The sequence below is a fragment of the Streptomyces coelicoflavus genome, from assembly GCF_045041415.1.
GTDB lineage: Bacteria > Actinomycetota > Actinomycetes > Streptomycetales > Streptomycetaceae > Streptomyces > Streptomyces coelicoflavus.
Map to the genome: position 1 here is coordinate 627955 of NZ_CP108218.1, position 16890 is coordinate 644844.

19 protein-coding genes are annotated in these 16890 nt (G+C 74.9%); 8 read left to right on the plus strand and 11 right to left on the minus strand.

Annotated features, from left to right (window positions below):
- Nucleotides 1-4: 4 nt before the first annotated feature.
- Nucleotides 5-712: an SDR family NAD(P)-dependent oxidoreductase gene (locus OHA99_RS02930; protein WP_405693810.1), complete on the minus strand. Its 708-nt coding sequence runs from the start codon at nucleotides 710-712 to the stop codon at nucleotides 5-7.
- Nucleotides 713-813: 101 nt separating this feature from the next.
- On the opposite strand from OHA99_RS02930, the gene OHA99_RS02935 reads away from it, so the two are divergent.
- Complete coding sequence (locus tag OHA99_RS02935; RefSeq protein WP_405693812.1) at nucleotides 814-1653, plus strand: helix-turn-helix transcriptional regulator; 840 nt, start codon at nucleotides 814-816, stop codon at nucleotides 1651-1653.
- Between the two features lie 30 nt (nucleotides 1654-1683).
- Here the strand turns inward: OHA99_RS02935 and OHA99_RS02940 are convergent, their stop codons facing one another.
- Nucleotides 1684-2637, minus strand: coding sequence for a TerC family protein (locus tag OHA99_RS02940; RefSeq protein WP_405693815.1), 954 nt, complete (start codon nucleotides 2635-2637; stop codon nucleotides 1684-1686).
- A 233-nt stretch (nucleotides 2638-2870) separates the two neighbouring features.
- Here OHA99_RS02940 and OHA99_RS02945 point away from each other — a divergent pair, with 233 nt between their 5' ends.
- Nucleotides 2871-3101, plus strand: a complete 231-nt coding sequence (locus OHA99_RS02945; protein ID WP_381506810.1) for an FAD-dependent oxidoreductase — start codon at nucleotides 2871-2873, stop codon at nucleotides 3099-3101.
- Between the two features lie 27 nt (nucleotides 3102-3128).
- On the opposite strand, the gene OHA99_RS02950 is transcribed toward OHA99_RS02945, so the two are convergent.
- The 5 genes from OHA99_RS02950 to OHA99_RS02970 all read right to left on the minus strand — a co-directional run bounded on the left by OHA99_RS02950 (nucleotide 3129) and on the right by OHA99_RS02970 (nucleotide 7689).
- Nucleotides 3129-4148, minus strand: a complete 1020-nt coding sequence (locus OHA99_RS02950) for an RNA polymerase sigma factor RpoD/SigA (protein WP_405693818.1) — start codon at nucleotides 4146-4148, stop codon at nucleotides 3129-3131.
- A gap of 33 nt (nucleotides 4149-4181) precedes the next feature.
- Nucleotides 4182-4523, minus strand: a complete 342-nt coding sequence (locus OHA99_RS02955; RefSeq protein WP_405693821.1) for a DUF6343 family protein — start codon at nucleotides 4521-4523, stop codon at nucleotides 4182-4184.
- Nucleotides 4524-4550: 27 nt separating this feature from the next.
- A complete protein-coding gene (locus OHA99_RS02960) occupies nucleotides 4551-4976 on the minus strand; it encodes a CBS domain-containing protein (protein ID WP_366471496.1) in 426 nt (141 codons plus the stop codon).
- Nucleotides 4977-5063: 87 nt separating this feature from the next.
- Nucleotides 5064-5498, minus strand: a complete 435-nt coding sequence (locus OHA99_RS02965) for a PPC domain-containing DNA-binding protein (protein WP_087788544.1) — start codon at nucleotides 5496-5498, stop codon at nucleotides 5064-5066.
- A 166-nt stretch (nucleotides 5499-5664) separates the two neighbouring features.
- Nucleotides 5665-7689 carry a BTAD domain-containing putative transcriptional regulator gene (locus OHA99_RS02970; protein WP_405693826.1) on the minus strand — a complete coding sequence of 675 codons (2025 nt, stop codon included), beginning with the start codon at nucleotides 7687-7689 and terminating at the stop codon, nucleotides 5665-5667.
- A gap of 220 nt (nucleotides 7690-7909) precedes the next feature.
- Here OHA99_RS02970 and OHA99_RS02975 point away from each other — a divergent pair, with 220 nt between their 5' ends.
- Nucleotides 7910-8788 carry an alpha/beta fold hydrolase gene (locus tag OHA99_RS02975; protein ID WP_153176690.1) on the plus strand — a complete coding sequence of 293 codons (879 nt, stop codon included), beginning with the start codon at nucleotides 7910-7912 and terminating at the stop codon, nucleotides 8786-8788.
- A 53-nt stretch (nucleotides 8789-8841) separates the two neighbouring features.
- Here the strand turns inward: OHA99_RS02975 and OHA99_RS02980 are convergent, their stop codons facing one another.
- The 3 genes from OHA99_RS02980 to OHA99_RS02990 all read right to left on the minus strand — a co-directional run bounded on the left by OHA99_RS02980 (nucleotide 8842) and on the right by OHA99_RS02990 (nucleotide 10786).
- The gene (locus OHA99_RS02980) at nucleotides 8842-9270 is read right to left on the minus strand and encodes a VOC family protein (RefSeq protein ID WP_153176691.1); all 429 of its coding nucleotides are present in this window, start codon (nucleotides 9268-9270) and stop codon (nucleotides 8842-8844) included.
- Between the two features lie 114 nt (nucleotides 9271-9384).
- Nucleotides 9385-9807, minus strand: a complete 423-nt coding sequence (locus tag OHA99_RS02985; RefSeq protein WP_164381311.1) for a PPOX class F420-dependent oxidoreductase — start codon at nucleotides 9805-9807, stop codon at nucleotides 9385-9387.
- Between the two features lie 88 nt (nucleotides 9808-9895).
- Nucleotides 9896-10786 (minus strand): NAD(P)-dependent oxidoreductase, encoded by an 891-nt coding sequence (locus OHA99_RS02990; protein WP_153176693.1) that lies wholly within the window; start codon nucleotides 10784-10786, stop codon nucleotides 9896-9898.
- Between the two features lie 98 nt (nucleotides 10787-10884).
- Between OHA99_RS02990 and OHA99_RS02995 the strand changes: the two genes are divergently transcribed.
- A complete protein-coding gene (locus OHA99_RS02995) occupies nucleotides 10885-11349 on the plus strand; it encodes a type II toxin-antitoxin system PemK/MazF family toxin (RefSeq protein ID WP_007389286.1) in 465 nt (154 codons plus the stop codon).
- Here the strand turns inward: OHA99_RS02995 and OHA99_RS03000 are convergent.
- Nucleotides 11334-12173 carry a TIGR02452 family protein gene (locus OHA99_RS03000; protein ID WP_405693833.1) on the minus strand — a complete coding sequence of 280 codons (840 nt, stop codon included), beginning with the start codon at nucleotides 12171-12173 and terminating at the stop codon, nucleotides 11334-11336. The genes OHA99_RS02995 and OHA99_RS03000 overlap by 16 nt on opposite strands.
- Nucleotides 12174-12459: 286 nt before the next feature.
- On the opposite strand from OHA99_RS03000, the gene egtA reads away from it, so the two are divergent.
- The 4 genes from egtA to egtD are packed head-to-tail and all read left to right on the plus strand — an operon-like array spanning nucleotide 12460 to nucleotide 16866.
- Nucleotides 12460-13761, plus strand: coding sequence for an ergothioneine biosynthesis glutamate--cysteine ligase EgtA (gene egtA / locus OHA99_RS03005; RefSeq protein WP_405693835.1), 1302 nt, complete (start codon nucleotides 12460-12462; stop codon nucleotides 13759-13761).
- A complete protein-coding gene (egtB, locus tag OHA99_RS03010) occupies nucleotides 13758-15092 on the plus strand; it encodes an ergothioneine biosynthesis protein EgtB (RefSeq protein ID WP_405693839.1) in 1335 nt (444 codons plus the stop codon). Before egtA ends, egtB begins: the two co-directional genes overlap by 4 nt.
- The gene (egtC, locus tag OHA99_RS03015) at nucleotides 15092-15898 is read left to right on the plus strand and encodes an ergothioneine biosynthesis protein EgtC (protein ID WP_164381320.1); all 807 of its coding nucleotides are present in this window, start codon (nucleotides 15092-15094) and stop codon (nucleotides 15896-15898) included. The genes egtB and egtC overlap by 1 nt, the downstream gene beginning before the upstream one ends.
- Nucleotides 15895-16866 (plus strand): L-histidine N(alpha)-methyltransferase, encoded by a 972-nt coding sequence (gene egtD, locus OHA99_RS03020; RefSeq protein WP_381499454.1) that lies wholly within the window; start codon nucleotides 15895-15897, stop codon nucleotides 16864-16866. Before egtC ends, egtD begins: the two co-directional genes overlap by 4 nt.
- The last annotated feature ends 24 nt before the right edge of the window (nucleotides 16867-16890 follow it).

A 16890-nucleotide genomic window follows, 5' to 3' on the forward strand; every position in this document is an offset into this window, starting at 1 on the left:
ACCCCTACCAGGGCAGCGGGCCCGCCGCGTCGAAGAAGCCCCCGGTCGGTCCGTCCGGGCCCAGCCGGGCCGTGCGGACGATGACCTCGGCACCCTCGGCCACGGTCTGCGTACCGGTGTTGCCGTTCAGGTCGGTCGCGGTGAAGCCGGGCTCGACCGCGTTGATCCGCATCCCCGGGAACGCCTTGGCGTACTGCACGGTCAGCGCGTTCACCGCGGTCTTCGACGCCGGGTAGGCGAGCCCCGGGTAGCCGTACCCCGGGCTCCCGGGCGAGCCGAGTCCGGTCAGCGAGGCCAGCCCGCTGCTCACGTTGACCACGACGGGCGCGGCGGAGCGGCGCAGCAGCGGCAGGAAGGCGTGCATCACGCGGACCAGGCCGAAGACGTTGGTATCGAAGACAGTGCGCAGCAGGCCGGCGGTCGTGCCGTCCGCACCGGTCACGGTGTTGTGCTCGCCGCGCTCCTCGATGCCCGCGTTGTTGACCAGGACGTCGAGGCCGCCGTCGGCCGCCACGGCCCGCACGGCGGCGGCCACCGACGCGTCGTCGGTGACGTCGAGGACGAGGGGGCGCGCGCCCAGTTCCGCGGCGGCGCGGCGGCCGCGCTCGGGGTCGCGGGCGGCGGCGTAGACGGTGTGGCCGGCGGCGACGAGGCGGCGGGCCGTCTCGAAGCCGAGGCCCTTGTTGGCTCCGGTGATCAGTGTGGTCGTCATGGGTCCAGCGTGCGGCGCGCCCGTGCGGGCAGCCAGGCGTCCCGTGTTCCTGGGACCGCGGGTACCAGGAACACGGGGCGCACGAGGTGTTCACTGGGGGCATGACGGCTACGGAGTTCGGGCGGGCGTTGCGGCTGCGCAGGGACCGGGTCCCGCCCGGGGCGGCCGGACTGCCCTCCGGCGGGCACCGGCGGGCGGCGGGGCTGCGGCGCGAGGAGCTGGCCCTGCTGGCCGGTGTCTCCGTCGACTACGTGACCCGCCTCGAACAGGGCCGGGCGGCCCACCCGTCGGCCCAGGTCGTCGAGGCCCTCGTACGGGCGCTGCGGCTGCCGGCCGAGGAGCGCGCGCATCTGTTCCGGCTGGCCGGGCTGGTGCCGCCGGGCCCCGAGACGGTCCCCGCGTACATCCCGCCGAGCGTCCACCGGCTCCTGGACCGGCTGGCCGCCACCCCGGTGGCCGTGTACGACGCGGCGTGGACGCTGCTGCTCGCCAACCCGCCCTACGCGGCGCTGATGGGCGACCCCTCCCGGTGGCGCGGCCCGGAGCGCAACGGCGTGTGGCGCAACTTCGTCGGCCCGGGCAGCCGGGCCCGGTACACGCCCGGGGAACGGCGTGCCTTCGAGGCGGCACTCGTCGCGGACCTGCGCGCCACCTCGGCCCGCTATCCCGCCGACCGCGCCCTCGCCCGGCTGGTCACGGAGCTGTGTGACCGCAGCGAGCGGTTCGCCGAGCTGTGGCGGGCGGACGCGGTGGGCCGGCACGAGGCGGCACGCAAGACCGTCGACCATCCGCGGGTCGGACCGGTCACCCTGGACTGCGACGTGCTCGGCGTGGCCGGCAGCGACCTGCGGATCATGGTCTACACGGCCGAGCCGGACACCGCCGACGCGGAACGGCTCGCCCTGCTCACCGTCCTGGGCACCCAGGAACTGGTGGAGTAACCGCTGGGCTCACCGGCAGGCGGGCGGGCGTCACTCCTGCTCCTGCCCCCTCGTGGCCCACAGGCTGGTCGCCGTGGTGACCGCGAGGACCAGCACGATGAACCCGAGCGAGAAGGGGATGCCGATCTCGGGCACGTGCACGCCTGACTCGTGCAGGGCGTGGAGCACCAGTTTGACGCCGATGAAGCCGAGGATCACCGACAGGCCGTAGGAGAGGTGGACGAGCTTCCTCAGCAGGCCGCCGATGAGGAAGTAGAGCTGGCGCAGGCCCATCAGGGCGAACGCGTTCGCCGTGAACACGATGTACGGGTCCTGCGTCAGACCGTAGATGGCGGGGATGGAGTCCAGGGCGAACAGGACGTCGGTGAACCCGATGGCGAGCATCACGACCAGCATCGGGGTCATGACCCGCCTGCCGTTCTCCTCCACCCACAGCCTGGTGCCGTGGTAGCGGTCGGCGACGCCGAAGCGGCGCTCGATCGACTTCAGCAGCTTGTTCTCCTCGTACTCCTCCTGCTCGTGCCCGCCCTTGCGGGCGTCCTGGATCAGCTTCCAGGCGGTCCAGATCAGGAAGGCGCCGAAGAGGTAGAACGCCCAGGAGAAGGCGGAGATGATCGCGGCACCGGCCGCGATGAACACGGCGCGCAGCACCAGGGCCACCAGGACGCCGACCATCAGCACCCGCTGCTGGTACTGCGAGGGCACCGCGAACTTCGTCATGATCAGGACGAAGACGAAGAGGTTGTCCACGCTGAGCGACTTCTCGGTGATGTATCCGGCGAAGAACTCGCCGCCCGGCCCGCCGCCGCCGAACACGATCAGCCCCACCCCGAACAGAGCGGCCAGCACCACCCAGACGGCCGTCCAGATCCCGGCCTCGCGCAGGGACACGTCGTGCGGCTTGCGGCCGATGAAGAAGTCGGCGGCGACGAGGACGCACAGGCCCGCGACGGTCAGCAGCCAGACGCTGGTCGAGACGTTCACCGGTGCTCCTCGTGCGGGACGGGACCTTGTGTCGGGCAGGGGCGCGTTCGGGACGGGCCGCGTTCGGGGTTGCTCCTGATCAGAGTGTTTCCGGGATGCCGGGCAGGCAACCCGGCACCGTGCGCGGCCCCGCGCACCGAAACCGGCCCGCGCCGGGGCTTCGCCGACGTGACGGGAGTTCCGGATGACTCTTCGGCCCTCGCATCCGCACCCCGCCCGCCGGGGCCCGCGCCCTGCCCCGGGACACCGACCGGCTGCTGGCCGCGGGGCGCTGCATCTCCGGGACACACGTGGCGCACTCGTCGTACCGAGTGATGCCCATCGCCATGGCGACCGGGCACGCCGCCGGGGTGTGCGCCGCGCTGACCGTGCGGCACGGGCGCGGACCGCGCGGGCTGCCCTACCGGCTGGTCCAGCGCGAACTGCCGCGGCAGGGGGCGCGGCTGCGGACGGGACCCGAGTGAGAGTCCGCCGACGGGACTCCGGCCGGCTCAGCTCGCCCAGTCCAGCAGGCGTTCCCGTTGCTCGGGGGCGCGCAGGTGGGCGAGGGACTCCTTCTCCAGCTGGCGGACGCGTTCGCGGGTGAGGCCCACGTGCTGGGCGACCTGTTGCAGGGTGCGGGGGCGGCCGTCGTGGAGGCCGTAGCGCAGGCTGAGGATCAGGGACTCGCGGGGGGCGAGGGTGCCGACGGCCTCCCGCAGTTCCGCCGCGAGTGCCTGGAACTCGGCGACCTCGGGGGCGCGCAGCACCTCGGTGTCGGGGATGAGGTCGCCGACGACGGTGTCGCCGGTCTCGTCCACGGGGGTGTCCAGGCTGACCGCGTCCCGTCCGACCCTGCGCAGCCAGACGACCTTGTCCGCGTCGATGCCGCTCTCGGCGGCGACCTCCTCGGTGGTCGGCTCGCGGTCGAGGCCCGCGCGGAGCTTGCGATCGGCCTTGGCCAGCTTCTGGAGCTGCTCCACGACGTGGACCGGCAGCCGTACCGTGCGGGCGTGGGTGGCCAGACCCCGCTCGATGGCCTGGCGGATCCACCAGGTGGCGTACGTGGAGAACTTGAAGCCCTTGGTGTGGTCGAACTTCTCCACGGCCCGGATCAGTCCGAGGTTGCCCTCCTGAATGACGTCGAGGAGGGGCAGCCCGCGGTGGGCGTGGCGCTTGGCCATCGACACCACGAGGCGCAGGTTGGCCCGCACCATGTGGTCCTTGGCCGCCTGGCCGTCGTGGACCGCTGCCTCCAGCGCACGGCGCCGCCCCGGGGCCGGTGCGGGCTCGCCGGTGTCGGCCGCCTCCAGTTCCTCCCTGGCCCGGACGCCGGCCTCGATGCGGGTGGCGAGGCGGACCTCGTCCTCGGCGGTCAGCAGGGGCGTGGCCCCGATCTGGGTCAGGTACTGGCCGAGCAGGTCGGGTTCCTCGTCGGGTTCGGGGATCCGGCTGCGCAGCCGCGCGGTACGGGTGGTGGCGCGGCGGTCGTCCCGGGTGCGTGCCGCGGGGGTGCGTGCCTTGGGCGCCATGTCGTTTCCTCCGTCCCCTTGCGGATCACAGGATCACAGGGTTGCGCTCCCGCGTTCGTCCCTCAGCCTGCGGGTCACCACCAGCAGGTCGGCGGCCGCCAGCAGGGCGAGCGCCCCGCACACGACGGCGACGACCACGAGGGTGCCGCGGCCGGGGCTGTCGCCGGAAGCGGCGTCGGCGGCCCACACGCCGAAGTACGCGGCCCCCGCGAGGAACAGCGGCAGGAAGACCGCCGACAGCAGCAGTCTCAGCCGCAGCGCGCTCTGCGCGCGGACCGGTTCGGTGCCGGTGCGCGGGGAGCGGCGGCCGACCGCGCCGGAACGGGACCGGGGGTCGCGTTCCGTGGCCCGGTGCGGGCTCCGTCGGTCGCTCATGCCGTTCCTCCCCGGCGGTGGGGGGTGTCAGTGGCCGGGTGCGGCCCGGCTGATGTCCGCGAGGGCGGAGCGCGGGTCGTCGGTGGCGGCGAGGTCACCGAGGGTGACCACGCCCACGGGGACGCCGCCGTGCTCGACGACGGGGAGCCGGCGCACCGCGTGCCGGCGCATCAGCTCGGCGGCGCGGTCGGTGGTGTCGTCGGGTCCGAGGGTGACCACGGGCGGGGGTGTGCACACCGCGCCGACCGTGGTGGTGTCCGGGTCCCGTCCGTCGGCGACGCCGCGGAGCACGATGTCGCGGTCGGTGAGCACGCCGAACAGATCGCAGTCGTAGGTCACCAGGACGTCGCCCACGTCCTCCTCGCGCATCAGCCGGGCCGCTCGCGCCACCGTCGTCATGGGCTCGACGGCCACCGCGGCCGGTGACATCACGTCTCGGATGCGCCGTGTCATCTCGCGCCTCCCGGGGTGTCGGTACGGGATTGCCTGCGGGCCGCGTAGCCCTCGCCCGGCCCGGTAAACCGCCGCGCGCCGACCGGTTCAGCCCAGGTCGATCAGGGCCAGGCCGATGTCGGGGCGGTGGGTCTTGGCCAGCTCGGCCGGGCTGTCCCGCACGACGACCTCCAGGGTCGGCCAGACCCGGCCGGACAGCAGGTGGCCGCCGCGGGTGGAGCCGTCGGACAGGCCCAGTACGGCGTGCAGGTGCGGGGTCGGTCCGTCGTCGGCGACGGCGATGTCCCCGATCAGGGACAGCACCTCGCACTGCTCCTGGACCGGGAGGGGCCGGTAGTCCTTGGCCTGCCGGTCGAACCAGCCGACGACCGCCTCGGAGAAGGCGCCCACGGCGGTCACCTGGGAGGCCCCCAGCGACCGGTCGCGGGCGAAGGCGGTGAGTTCGGCGACCGCGTCCTCTCCCTGGTCGAGCACCACCACGTACACCGCGGACGGACCGTCCTGGACCTGCTGCCACTTCATGGCCCGGCGGGTACCCGGCGGGGCCGGGGCAACCCCGGTCGGCGTCCCGCCCGGACCGCCCGCGCCCGGGGCGAGCCGTGGCACGGCCTCGGCGCGCGTCGAGGAGCCGGCGGCGGTGCCGGGGAACGCGTGACGGCGGCGGTCCCGCCGCGCCGGTCCGCCGCCGTCAGGCGTCGAGTGCCCGGCGGATCGCGGCGAGCCACCCGTCGACCGGTCCGAAGGTGAGCAGTCCGCTGCCCGCGCCCGCGAGTTCGCCGGCCGCGGGCAGCAGTCTGTCGTACGTCCGCCGTAGGGCCGGGCGGTCGCCGAGGCCGAGGGCGACCGCGGCCTCGGCGCAGCACAGGGCCTCGTAGAGGAGGTCGGGCGGTGGTTCGGGCAGGGCCCGCAGGGCGCCGCGGGCCTCGGTGTCACGTCCCTCGGCCAGCAGGGCGAACGGCTCGGCCCAGGGCCGGTACGGACCCCAGTCGGCGCGCGGGTCCACCCGGGCGGGCCGGCCGCGGGCCAGGCGCAGGCCGAGCAGGGCGAGGGGCAGCAGCCCGCGTTCCAGACCCGGCATCCCGGCGCCGTCGAGCCGTGCGGCGGCCGAGCGGTAGGCGGCCTCGGCGCTGTCGTGGGAGCCGCCGGACGCGTCGGAGGAGGCGTCGGAAGCGTCGGAGGAGGCGTCGGAAGCGTCGGCGGAGACGGCCTCGCGCAGCGCCCGGTACCAGGAGGTGAAGACGCCCACGAGGGGGCGTTCGTGCCGTTCGGCGAGGCGGTCCACGGCCCTCGCGTGCGCGTCGGCGGCGGTGAGGTCGGCGAGGGCCGCGCGGGCCTGGAGCCGGATCAGGTGGCCGAGCACCTCGTGGTTGACCAGGCCGTGCCGGGCCCCGAGGGCGGTGAGTTCGGCGCCGATCGCGTCGCGGCGCGGAGCCAGTCCGGCGCGGGTGCAGGACTGCATGAAGACGCCGTTGAGGGCGAAGGCCAGCAGCGCCGGGTCGTCCAGGCGGCGGGCGATCTCCTCGGCCTCGGCGGCCGCCCGCGGCCCACGCGGGGAGCGCACGCCCCGGGACTCCAGGGCGACGGTGGCCAGCAGTCGGCAGCGCGCCGTGTCGGCGGTGGGGTCCTCCGGCAGGGCGGCGAGGGTGCGTTCGGCCGCCGCGACGATCCGCCGGGCCAGCTCGGGATCGTCGCCTCGGGTCCAGTTGGCGGGGACGTCGTAGGCGCCGATCACGCGGGCCGTGAGTTCCGCGTCACCCGTCTCCTCCGCGGCCTGGACCGCCGTCATCCGGTGCTCCCGGGCGGCCTCGAGGCCACCGCCGCCGGTGACCGCGAGGCCGCGCAGCAGACCGACGGTGGATTCCAGGCGGGCCCGGGCGCCGGCGGCCACGGTGCGGTCGTACGCCTCGGTCGTGCGGGCCCACAGCCGGGCCGCCGCGTCCGCCGGTTCGCCGGGCGGGTCCAGGTCCGGGTCCTGGGCGAGGATGCCGGCCTCCAGGCGGCGCAGCCGGGGTCCGGGGTCGATGCCCAGCCGTCCGGCCAGCAGGGCGCGGGCCCGGCGCAGCACGGCGAGGGCGTCCGCCTGCCGTCCGGTCCGGTACAGGGCGAGCGCGAGCAGGCGCCAGGACTCCTCGCGCCAGGGGTGCTCGGTAAGGTGCGCGTCGAGATCGGGCACCGCCTCGGCGGCCCGGCCGAGTTCCACCAGCAGTTCCGCCCGGCGTTCGACGGCGCGCAGCCGCAGTTCGGTGAGCCGGGAGCGTTCGCCGCGGGCCCAGTCCTCCGCGCCGAACTCGGCGTAGGCGGGCCCCCGCCACTCCCCCAGGGCCGCCCGCAGCCGTTCGGGCGCCTGGGCGGCCGGCAGCCGGTCGGCCTCGGTGATGGCGGCCTCGAAGCGCCACGCGTCCACGGCGTCCGGCGCGGCGCGCAGGGCGTAGCCGGGGCCCTCGGTGACCAGCAGCCGGGCCGGGGCGCGCGGCGGGCGGTCGGGCTCGAGGGCGCGGCGCAGGTCGCCGACGAAGGTGCGTACCGCTCCCACGGCCCGGGGCGGCGGCGCCTCCCAGAGGTCCTCGACCAGGCGGGCGACCGGGACGACCCGGCGCCGGGCCAGGATCAGCCGGGCGAGCACAGCCCGGTGCCGGGGGCCCTTGAGGGCGAGCACGTCGGGGCCGCGTCCGGCGGTGACCGCGCCGAGCACACCGAACGTGACCGCTTCCATGTTCCGTGTCCGTCCGCTCCGCTCCGCCACCGTTCGTGCGCTCACCACGGTACGCGCGCGGGACGGTGCGCGGCCGGTCGGTGACCGGCCGCCGATCGGTGCCGATCGGTGCTGATCGTTGCTGATCGGTTGCTGATTCGCGCACGGCAGGGTCGGGGACATCGCCCACGCGCTGTGGGCGGAGCGCGAAGCACCGAGAAAGAGAAGGGCACGACCAGCCATGGAACCGACCATCCCCGGCTTCACCCACGACCGCGTGACGGTCGCCGACGGCATCGGCCTGCACGTGGCCACGGGCGGCACCGGCAGCCCCGTCGTGCTGCTGCACGGCTTCCCCCAGACCCACCTGATGTGGCGGCACGTCGCCGCCGACCTGGCGGCCGACCACACCGTCATCTGCCCCGACCTGCGCGGTTACGGCGCCAGCGACAAGCCCGCCGACCCGGACGGCACCGCGTACGCCAAGCGGACCATGGCCGCCGACGTGGTCGCCCTGGCGCGGGAGCTGGGGCACGAGCGGTTCGCGCTGGCCGGTCACGACCGGGGCGCGCTGGTCGCGGTGCGCGCCGGGCTCGACCATCCGGACGCGGTGACGCACCTGGCCGCGCTGGACGTGCTGCCGACGCTCGACATGTGGGACGTCCTGCACGGCACGACGGCCGCGGTGGGCTTCCACCTGTACCTGATGGCGCAGCCGCCCGGGCTGCCGGAGCAGCTGATCGGCGCCGCGCCGGACGCGTTCTTCGGTCACTTCCTCGACCTGTGGACCCGGGACCCGGACGCCCTGCCCGCCGACGTCCGCGCCGCCTACCTGAAGGCGTCGCGCGAGGCGGTGCCCTCGATCGTGGCCGACTACCGTGCCTCGGCCGGCGTCGACGTGGACCACGACCTGGCGGACCGGGAGAACGGCAACCGGCTGCGGATGCCGGTGACCGTCCTCCAGCAGGACTGGGGCGCCGCCCTCGGGTACGACGCCGCCGCGCTGTGGCGGGCGTGGGCGCCGGACCTGCGGCATGAGACCGTGGGCTGCGGACACTTCATGGCGGAGGAGGCGCCGGACGAGGTCGCGGGGGCGCTGCGGGCACTGCTGGCCCGGTAGGGACACCGGCCGCGGCAGCTGCTGCTGCCGCGGCCGACGCGGGGAAGGGGCCCTCAGCGGGCTCCGGGCACGTCCTCCGTGACGCCGTTCAGCGGCGAGGCCGGGTCACTGCCGTAGGGGCGGGTGAAGGCCTCCATGCCGTGCCCGGACGGGTCGGTGAAGTACACGCCCCGGCCGCCGTCGTTGCGGTTGATCCGGCGCGGGTGCCGGCCGTGCGGGTCGGCCTGGATGGGTGTCCCGCCCTCGACGAGCCGGGCGAGGACGCCGTCGAACTCGTCCTCGGAGACGAGGAACGCGTAGTGCTGCACGGGGATGTCGATGTCGACGGTGGCGAAATCGAGGGTGACGCCGTTGGCGGTCGTCAGGGGCAGGAACATCCCGGCCGGCTCGCCGACCTCGAGACCGAGGATCGTGGCGAGGAAATGGGCGGACTTCTCCCGGTCGCGGGAGAGAACGATGGTGTGGTTGAACTGGACTGACACGGGTCAATGCCTCCACGGGCATCTCCGCGGCGCCTCCATGCCTCACCCGGACGGTGACCGGCACGCGATGCCGCGCGGTGATCATACGTCCGGGTCCGCCCCTCTGCCCAGGGTTCAGCCGGACTGGTCGCTGTCCTTCATCGCCCCCCAGCCGTGCCAGCGCTCCACCTCGACGAAGGCGCTGACCCGGGGGCGCTTCCGGTCCGGGTACGGGTTGCCGGTGTAGTGCCGGGCGAGCCGGTCGATGCCGGAGAGGTCCTCGTCGTCGCGCATCTCGGCGACCCGGCCGATGAGGGTGACGTGTGTGTACCAGTCGTCGCCCGCGAGGACGGTGAGGGTGACGCGCGGGTCGCGGCGCAGGTGTCCGAGGCGTACCCGGCCCGCGTCGAGGTTGATCAGCACGCGGCCGTCGTCGTCCCACGCGTACCAGGTGGGCGTGGAGACGGGGGCGCCGTCCGAGCGCAGGGTGGCCATGACGCACGGGTTGGGGCGGCGCAGCAGCTCGACGGCCTCGGACGGCAGCGGCGGCTTGGACATGCGGGCTCCTCGGGATTCGGTGTGGTCCGGCACCGGGTCCGGTCGCCGGTCTGAGTGTGCTCTCGTGCACCCGGTACCCCGGGCGGGCTCAGTCGCTCGCCTTCTCCTCGAAACTGGCGAAGTAGGCCGCCGCCATGTCCTCGTCGCCGTGTCCCTGTGCGGCGGCCCGGGCGAAGCGTTCCGCACCGGCCGCGGCGAGATCCAGCCGGACTCCGTTCGCCTCCCCGGCCTCGACGATCAGGCGGGCGTCCTTCTCGGCGGTGGCGACGGCGAACTGGGCGGGCGTGAGCGCGCCGTCGCGGATCAGGCCGGCCTTGGCGCGCAGGTAGCCCATGTCGAGCGGGCCGCCCGCGATGGCGTCGAAGAAGCCGTCCGGGTCCACGCCCAGCGCCTTGGCGAGCGACAGGGTCTCGCCGACCGCGTTGGTGGCGGCGAGGACCCAGCTGTTGGCCACCAGTTTCAGCCGGGTCGCGCTGCCCGCCGCCCCGTCCTCGCCGGTCCACACGGTGCGGGAGCCGACGGCGTCGAACACGTGCGTCACCCGCTCCCGCGCCTCGCCGGGCCCCGCCGCCAGCACCAGCAGCCGCCCGGCCTCGGCGGGCTGCCGGGTGCCGAGGACGGGGGCGTCGAAGAAGACGAGGCCGTGCTCGTGGGCGAAGGCGGCCAGGTCGGCGACCGCGTCGACGCCCGCGGTGGTGGACTGCGCCCACACGGTGCCGGGAGCAAGACCGGGCGCGGCCCGCCGCATGACGTCGAGGGCGGCCGGGCCGTCGTACAGCATCGTGAGGACGACGTCGGCGCCGCGTACCGCCTCCTCCGGGCTGCCGGCGACGTGCGCGCCGTCGGCGGCCAGCGGCTCGGCCTTGTCCCGGCTGCGGTTCCAGACCCGGACGGTGTGTCCGGCGCCGGCGAGGTTGCGGGCCATCGCGGCACCCATGATGCCGGTGCCCAGGACGCTCACGGTGAGCTGGTCGGTCATGACGTCGCCTTCTGCCTCGGACGGGGTTGCCGGGGCCAGCCTGCCACTCGGCGCGGGTCCCCGCGCGTCCGCGCGGCGACGTCCCGTACGGTACGGCCGTGAGCGCCTTCACCGACGACATCGACAGCAACGGCGAGACCGTCCCCGGCCGTTACGGACCCTCCGCCACCACCGAGGCCGACCCGCGGGAGGTGGGCCGGGTGCGGACCGAGTACTCCCCCGCGCACGACGGCGACCCCGATCCCGGCGAGATCGTGTGGACGTGGGTGCCCTACGAGGAGGCGGACGGCCGGGGCAAGGACCGGCCGGTGCTCGTCGTGGCGCGTGAGGCGGCCGGGACCGTGCTGGCCGTGCAGCTGTCCAGCAAGCGGCACGACGGTGACCGGGAGTGGGTGCCGATCGGGAGCGGGCCGTGGGACCGTTCCGGGCGCGACTCCTGGGTCGACGTGGACCGGGTGCTGCGCCTGCACGACGCCGGGATGCGCCGCGAGGCGTGCGCCCTGGACCGGATGCGCTTCGACCTCGTACGGCAGCGGCTGCGGGAGCGCTACGGCTGGAGCTGAGCGGGGCGGCCCGCGCCCTCCGGGAAGGCGCGCTCGAACGCCGCCCGGACGAGCCCGCCCGGGGCGCGGTCCAGGATGCCGAACGCCACCTGTTCGAAGGCACCGTCGAACCGTCCGCCGGGCCCTAGCAGTGTCCGGAACGCGCCCGCCACCTGGGCGGGGTCGTTGCGGAACACCCCGCAGCCCCAGGCGCCCAGCACGAGGCGCCGGTACCCGTGGGCCGCGGCGGTCTCCAGCACCCGCTCGGCGCGCACCGCGAGCGCGGCGGGGAGTTCCGCGGCGCGTTCCGGGGCCGTGCGCAGCACCACGCCCGCGTTGGGCGCGGCGGAGGTGAGGAATCCGGCCGCGAACGGCTCGTCCAGCAGGCGGCCGCGGTCGTCGCGGAAGACGGGCACGCCGGGCGAGTGGACGACGCGGTCCGTGTAGAACGGGTCACGGTGGGCGCGGTGGTGGTCGTACAACCCGCGCGCCCGCAGCAGGCAGGTGTAGAGGGCGGAGGCCCGGCACAGGGCCTCCTCCTGGGCCTGAGCGCCGCTCAGGTAGCCGCCGCCGGGGTTGCGCGCCGAGGCGAAGTTGAGCACGGCGACCTCGCCGCCGAGGCGGCGGGCGGCCTCCAGGCTGCTCTCGCCGGTGACCTCGAAGAGCGTCCGCAGCGGGGCGGTGGAAGGGACCTCGACGGGCTCCGGTCCGTACATCCGGGTGCCGTCCCGGGCCGCCTCGACCGCCGCCGCGACGGACACCTCGCGGCCGTCGGACGTGCGGTAGGCCCCGGCGGCGACGATCTGCTCGGTCCGCTGTGCGATGCCCCGCAGGCGCGCGCTCACGGCGCCACCCCCGTGGACGCCGTGACCGCGTGCCGCGCGGTCTCCCCCGTCGTGCTCATGCGGGAATCCTGGGCGATGCTGAGGATGCGGTGCAACGGAGTTTCCCGACCGGCGAACCACGGGGAAAGCCCCCGGAAACGGGCGGATCGCGGAGATTACCGAGTGGGAACGTCCCGAATTGCACCCTTGTGCGGAGCGGCACGAGGGTCTTGGGTGGGACGAGTGTGCCGGCCCGGCCCACCACAGAAGGGCCGGCGGCATGGTGGAATCTCAGGAGGATCCCGACATGTCCGATTCGGTTGGGGGCTGTGTCCGGCCCCGTACCGCCGTCAGTGAGGCCGAGGTCGAGGCACTGGTCCACGGCATCTGCTTCAAGACCGGGCCGCCCAGGCTCCTCGGCGTCGAGGTGGAATGGCTCGTCCACGAGCTGCGCGCGCCGCGGCTCCCCGTGTCACCCGAACGGCTCCACGCGGTGTACACCGCGCTGCGGGCCGTGCCCCTGAGGTCGGCGCTGACCGTCGAACCCGGCGGCCAGCTGGAGCTGAGTTCGCTCCCCGCCGCCTCCCTGACGGAGTGCGTCCGCACCGTCTCCGCCGACCTCGACGCCGTCCGTGCCGTGCTGCGCGAGGACGGCCTCGGCCTGGTCGGCCTCGGCCACGACCCCTGGCACCGGCCGCGCCGCTACCTGCGGCAGCCCCGCTACGACGCCATGGAGTCCTGCCTCGACCGCACCGGCCCCGGTGGCCGCTTCATGATGTGCGCCTCCGCCTCGGTGCAGGTGTGCGTGGACGCGGGGTACGAGGAGCCCGGGCCGCTGGGCCATGTACGCCGGTGGTGGCTGGCCCATCACCTGGGCGCGGTCCTGCTGGCCGCGTTCGCCAACTCACCGCTGTCCGGCGGCCGGCCCACCGGCTGGCGGTCCACCCGGCAGCTGCGGTGGACGCAGATCGGCGCGGGCCGGGCGGGCGGCCCCCCGCTGACCACCGACCCGCGCGGCACCTGGGCGCGGCACGTGCTGGACGCCCCGGTGATGTGCGTACGCCGGGACGGCGGCCCGTGGGACGTGCCGGAGGGCCTGACCCTGCGGGAGTGGACCCGTGAGCTGGTGCCGAGGCCGCCGACCCGGGAGGACCTGGACTACCACCTGACCACGCTCTTCCCGCCGGTCCGGCCGCGCGGCCACCTGGAGCTGCGCATGATCGACGCGCAGCCCGGCGACGACGGCTGGATCGTGCCGCTGGCGGTGACCGCCGCGCTGTTCGACGACCCGGAGGCCACCGAGACCGCCTACCGGGCCGTCAAGCCCCTGGCCGAGCGCACGCTCGGGCTGCCGGCGCCGCACAATCCGCTGTACGAGGACGCGGCCCGGGCCGCCCTGACCGACCCCGAGCTGCGCGAGGCGGCCGTCACCTGCTTCACCGCGGCGCTCGCCGCACTGCCCCGGCTCGGCGCGGGTCCCGAGGTGACGGACGCCGTCGCCGGGTACCTGGAGCGCTACGTCCTGAGGGGCCGCTGCCCCGCCGACGATCTGCTGGACACGCCGGGCGGCGCAGACCGTGGCCCGCACGGGAGGGAGACCCGCTCATGACCGACTCCACGGACGCGCCCACGACCGCCACCGCCGAGACGCTGCGGGAGCGGGCCCTGACCACGCTCGTCACCGCCCGGGAGCGCACCACGCTGCTGACCGGTTGTGTGGAGGGCCCCGACCTGACCGCCCAGGTGTCGCCGCTGATGTCCCCGCTGGTGTGGGACCTGGCGCACATCGGCAACCAGGAGGAGCAGTGGCTGCTGCGGGCGGTCGCCGGACAGGAGGCGATACGCCCGGAGATCGACAGCCTGTACGACGCCTTCGAGCACCCGCGCTCCGAGCGGCCGAGCCTGCCGCTGTTGTCGCCCGCCGAGGCCCGCCGGTACGCGGCGGACGTGCGCGGACGGGCCCTGGACGTGCTGGAGCGGACCGCGTTCGACGGGACGCGGCTGACGGAGGCGGGCTTCGCCTTCGGCATGATCGCCCAGCACGAGCAGCAGCACGACGAGACCATGCTGATCACGCACCAGTTGCGCAGGGGCCCTCAGGTCCTGACCGCACCCGATCCGGACCCGCTCCCCCTGTTCACCGGTCCGGTCGAAGTCCTGGTGCCGGGCGGCCCGTTCACGATGGGCACGTCGACCGAGCCGTGGGCCCTGGACAACGAACGGCCCGCGCACCGGCGCGAGGTGGCACCGTTCCACATCGACACCACCCCGGTGACCAACGGCGCGTACCTGGCGTTCATCGACGACGGCGGCTACGACGACCCGCGCTGGTGGACCCCCGAGGGCTGGGACCACGTCCGCCGGCACTCCCTCGCCGCCCCGCTGTTCTGGCGCCGGGACGGCGGACAGTGGCTGCGCCGCCGCTTCGGGGTGACCGAAGCGGTCCCGGCCGACGAGCCGGTGCTGCACGTGTGCTGGTACGAGGCCGACGCGTACGCCCGCTGGGCGGGGCGCCGGCTGCCCACCGAGGCCGAATGGGAGAAGGCGGCACGGTACGACCCGGCCGGCGACCGCGCCATGCGCTATCCGTGGGGCGACGCCGACCCGGGCCCGGAGCACGCCAACCTCGGACAGCGGCACCTGCGCCCGGCGCCCGCGGGCAGCTACCCGGCCGGCGAGTCGCCGCTCGGCGTGCGGCAGTTGATCGGCGACGTGTGGGAGTGGACGTCGAGCGACTTCACCCCGTACCCGGGCTTTGGGGCGTTCCCGTACCGGGAGTACTCGGAGGTGTTCTTCGGCCCCGAGTACAAGGTGCTGCGCGGCGGTTCCTTCGCCGTGGACGCCGTGGCCTGCCGGGGCACGTTCCGCAACTGGGACTACCCGATCCGGCGGCAGATCTTCTCCGGGTTCCGCACGGCCCGCTCGGCGGAGGCCGTCTGATGTGCCGTCACCTGGCCTACGTGGGCCCCGCGGAGCCGCTCGGCGGCCTCCTCGTGACGCCGCCGCACGGTCTGTACCGCCAGTCCTGGGCGCCCCGGCACCAGCGGTACGGCACGGTCAACGCCGACGGGTTCGGCGTCGGCTGGTACGCCGAGGGCGATCCGGTGCCCGCCCGGTACCGGCGGGCCGGCCCGATCTGGGCGGACCAGTCCTTCGCCGACCTCGCGCGGGTGGTGCGCACCGGTGCGCTGCTGGCCGCCGTACGGGACGCGACGCTGGCCGGCGCCGACGCGGAGGCGGCCGCGGCCCCGTTCGCCGCGGGGACGTGGCTGTTCAGCCACAACGGTGCCGTGAAGGGCTGGCCCGACTCGCTGGCGCCGGTGGCCGCGACACTGCCGCCCGGGGAGCTGCTGGCGCTGGAGGCGCGCAACGACTCGGCGCTCGTGTGGGCGCTGGTCCTGGCCCGGCTGCGGGCCGGGGACGACGAGGGCCGGGCGCTGTCCGAGACGGTCCTGGAGGTCGCCGCGGCGGCCCCGGCCTCCCGGCTCAACCTGCTCCTCACCAACGGCTCCACCGTCACCGCCACCACCTGGGGCGACACCCTCTGGTACCTGTCCCGCCCGGGTGGCGGCACGGTCGTCGCCTCGGAGCCGTACGACGACGACCCCGGCTGGCAGGAGGTCCCCGACCGCACCCTGCTGGCGGCGAGCCGCGCGGACGTGCGACTGACCCCGCTCAAGGACCCGGGCGAGACCGCCTCCGCAGACGCTTTCGTCTCTTCGCATACGAAGGAGCCCCGCACGTGAGCCAGTTCCGTCTGACCCGGACGCTGCCCGAGGACGCCACGGACGCCGCCCTGCGCGACGACGTCCTGGCCGGCCTGACCAGCACGCCCAAGTGGCTGCCGCCGAAGTGGTTCTACGACGCGCGGGGCAGCGAGCTGTTCGAGGCGATCACCGCGCTGCCCGAGTACTACCCGACCCGGGCCGAGCGGGAGATCCTGGTCGACCGGGCCGGGGAGATCGCGGCGGCGACCGGCGCCCGCACCCTGGTGGAGCTGGGTTCCGGCTCCTCGGAGAAGACGCGGGTGCTGCTCGACGCGCTGACGGAGCGGACCGGGCTGGGCGCCTACGTGCCGGTCGACGTGAGCGAGAGCGCCCTCACCCAGGCCGGGGAGGCGCTGGTCGCCGAGCGTCCCGGTCTCCAGGTGCACGCGCTGATCGCCGACTTCACGGGAGGGCTGACGCTGCCCGGCACGCCGGGCCCGCGGCTGGTCGCGTTCCTCGGCGGCACCGTCGGCAACCTGCTGCCCGGGGAGCGCGCCGCGTTCCTGTCCTCGGTCCGCGCCCTGCTCTCCCCGGGCGACGCCCTGTTGCTGGGCACGGACCTGGTCAAGGACGAGGGAGTGCTGGTCCGCGCGTACGACGACGCGGCCGGGGTGACGGCCGAGTTCAACAAGAACGTGCTCGCCGTGATGAACCGCGAACTGGAGGCCGACTTCGAGCCCGCGGCCTTCGAGCACGTGGCGCTGTGGAACGCCGAACGGGAGTGGATCGAGATGCGGCTGCGCTCGCGCACCGCGCAGACCGTCAAGGTCCAGGCGCTCGACCTGGCCGTGGACTTCGCGGACGGGGAGGAGCTGCGTACCGAGGTGTCCGCGAAGTTCCGGCGGGAGGGTGTGCGGGCCGAGCTGGAGGCGGCCGGTCTGGACCTGACCCACTGGTGGACGGACGGGGAGGGGCGTTTCGCCCTGTCGCTGAGCGTGGCGCGCTGAGTCGGAGCGCGGCGGGGCCGGTGC

Excerpts from the sequence above, each read along its gene's own strand:
- egtC (WP_164381320.1), top strand. The coding sequence starts at position 15,092 with ATGTGCCGTCACCTGGCCTACGTGGGCCCCGCGGAGCCGCTCGGCGGC.
- egtB (WP_405693839.1), top strand. The coding sequence starts at position 13,758 with ATGACCGACTCCACGGACGCGCCCACGACCGCCACCGCCGAGACGCTG.
- OHA99_RS02985 (WP_164381311.1), bottom strand. The coding sequence starts at position 9,807 with ATGTCCAAGCCGCCGCTGCCGTCCGAGGCCGTCGAGCTGCTGCGCCGC.
- OHA99_RS02950 (WP_405693818.1), bottom strand. The coding sequence starts at position 4,148 with ATGGCGCCCAAGGCACGCACCCCCGCGGCACGCACCCGGGACGACCGC.
- OHA99_RS02970 (WP_405693826.1), bottom strand. The coding sequence starts at position 7,689 with ATGGAAGCGGTCACGTTCGGTGTGCTCGGCGCGGTCACCGCCGGACGC.
- OHA99_RS02960 (WP_366471496.1), bottom strand. The coding sequence starts at position 4,976 with ATGACACGGCGCATCCGAGACGTGATGTCACCGGCCGCGGTGGCCGTC.
- OHA99_RS02990 (WP_153176693.1), bottom strand. The coding sequence starts at position 10,786 with ATGACCGACCAGCTCACCGTGAGCGTCCTGGGCACCGGCATCATGGGT.
- OHA99_RS02935 (WP_405693812.1), top strand. The coding sequence starts at position 814 with ATGACGGCTACGGAGTTCGGGCGGGCGTTGCGGCTGCGCAGGGACCGG.
- OHA99_RS02975 (WP_153176690.1), top strand. The coding sequence starts at position 7,910 with ATGGAACCGACCATCCCCGGCTTCACCCACGACCGCGTGACGGTCGCC.
- OHA99_RS02955 (WP_405693821.1), bottom strand. The coding sequence starts at position 4,523 with ATGAGCGACCGACGGAGCCCGCACCGGGCCACGGAACGCGACCCCCGG.
- OHA99_RS02965 (WP_087788544.1), bottom strand. The coding sequence starts at position 5,498 with ATGAAGTGGCAGCAGGTCCAGGACGGTCCGTCCGCGGTGTACGTGGTG.
- OHA99_RS02930 (WP_405693810.1), bottom strand. The coding sequence starts at position 712 with ATGACGACCACACTGATCACCGGAGCCAACAAGGGCCTCGGCTTCGAG.
- egtA (WP_405693835.1), top strand. The coding sequence starts at position 12,460 with ATGTCCGATTCGGTTGGGGGCTGTGTCCGGCCCCGTACCGCCGTCAGT.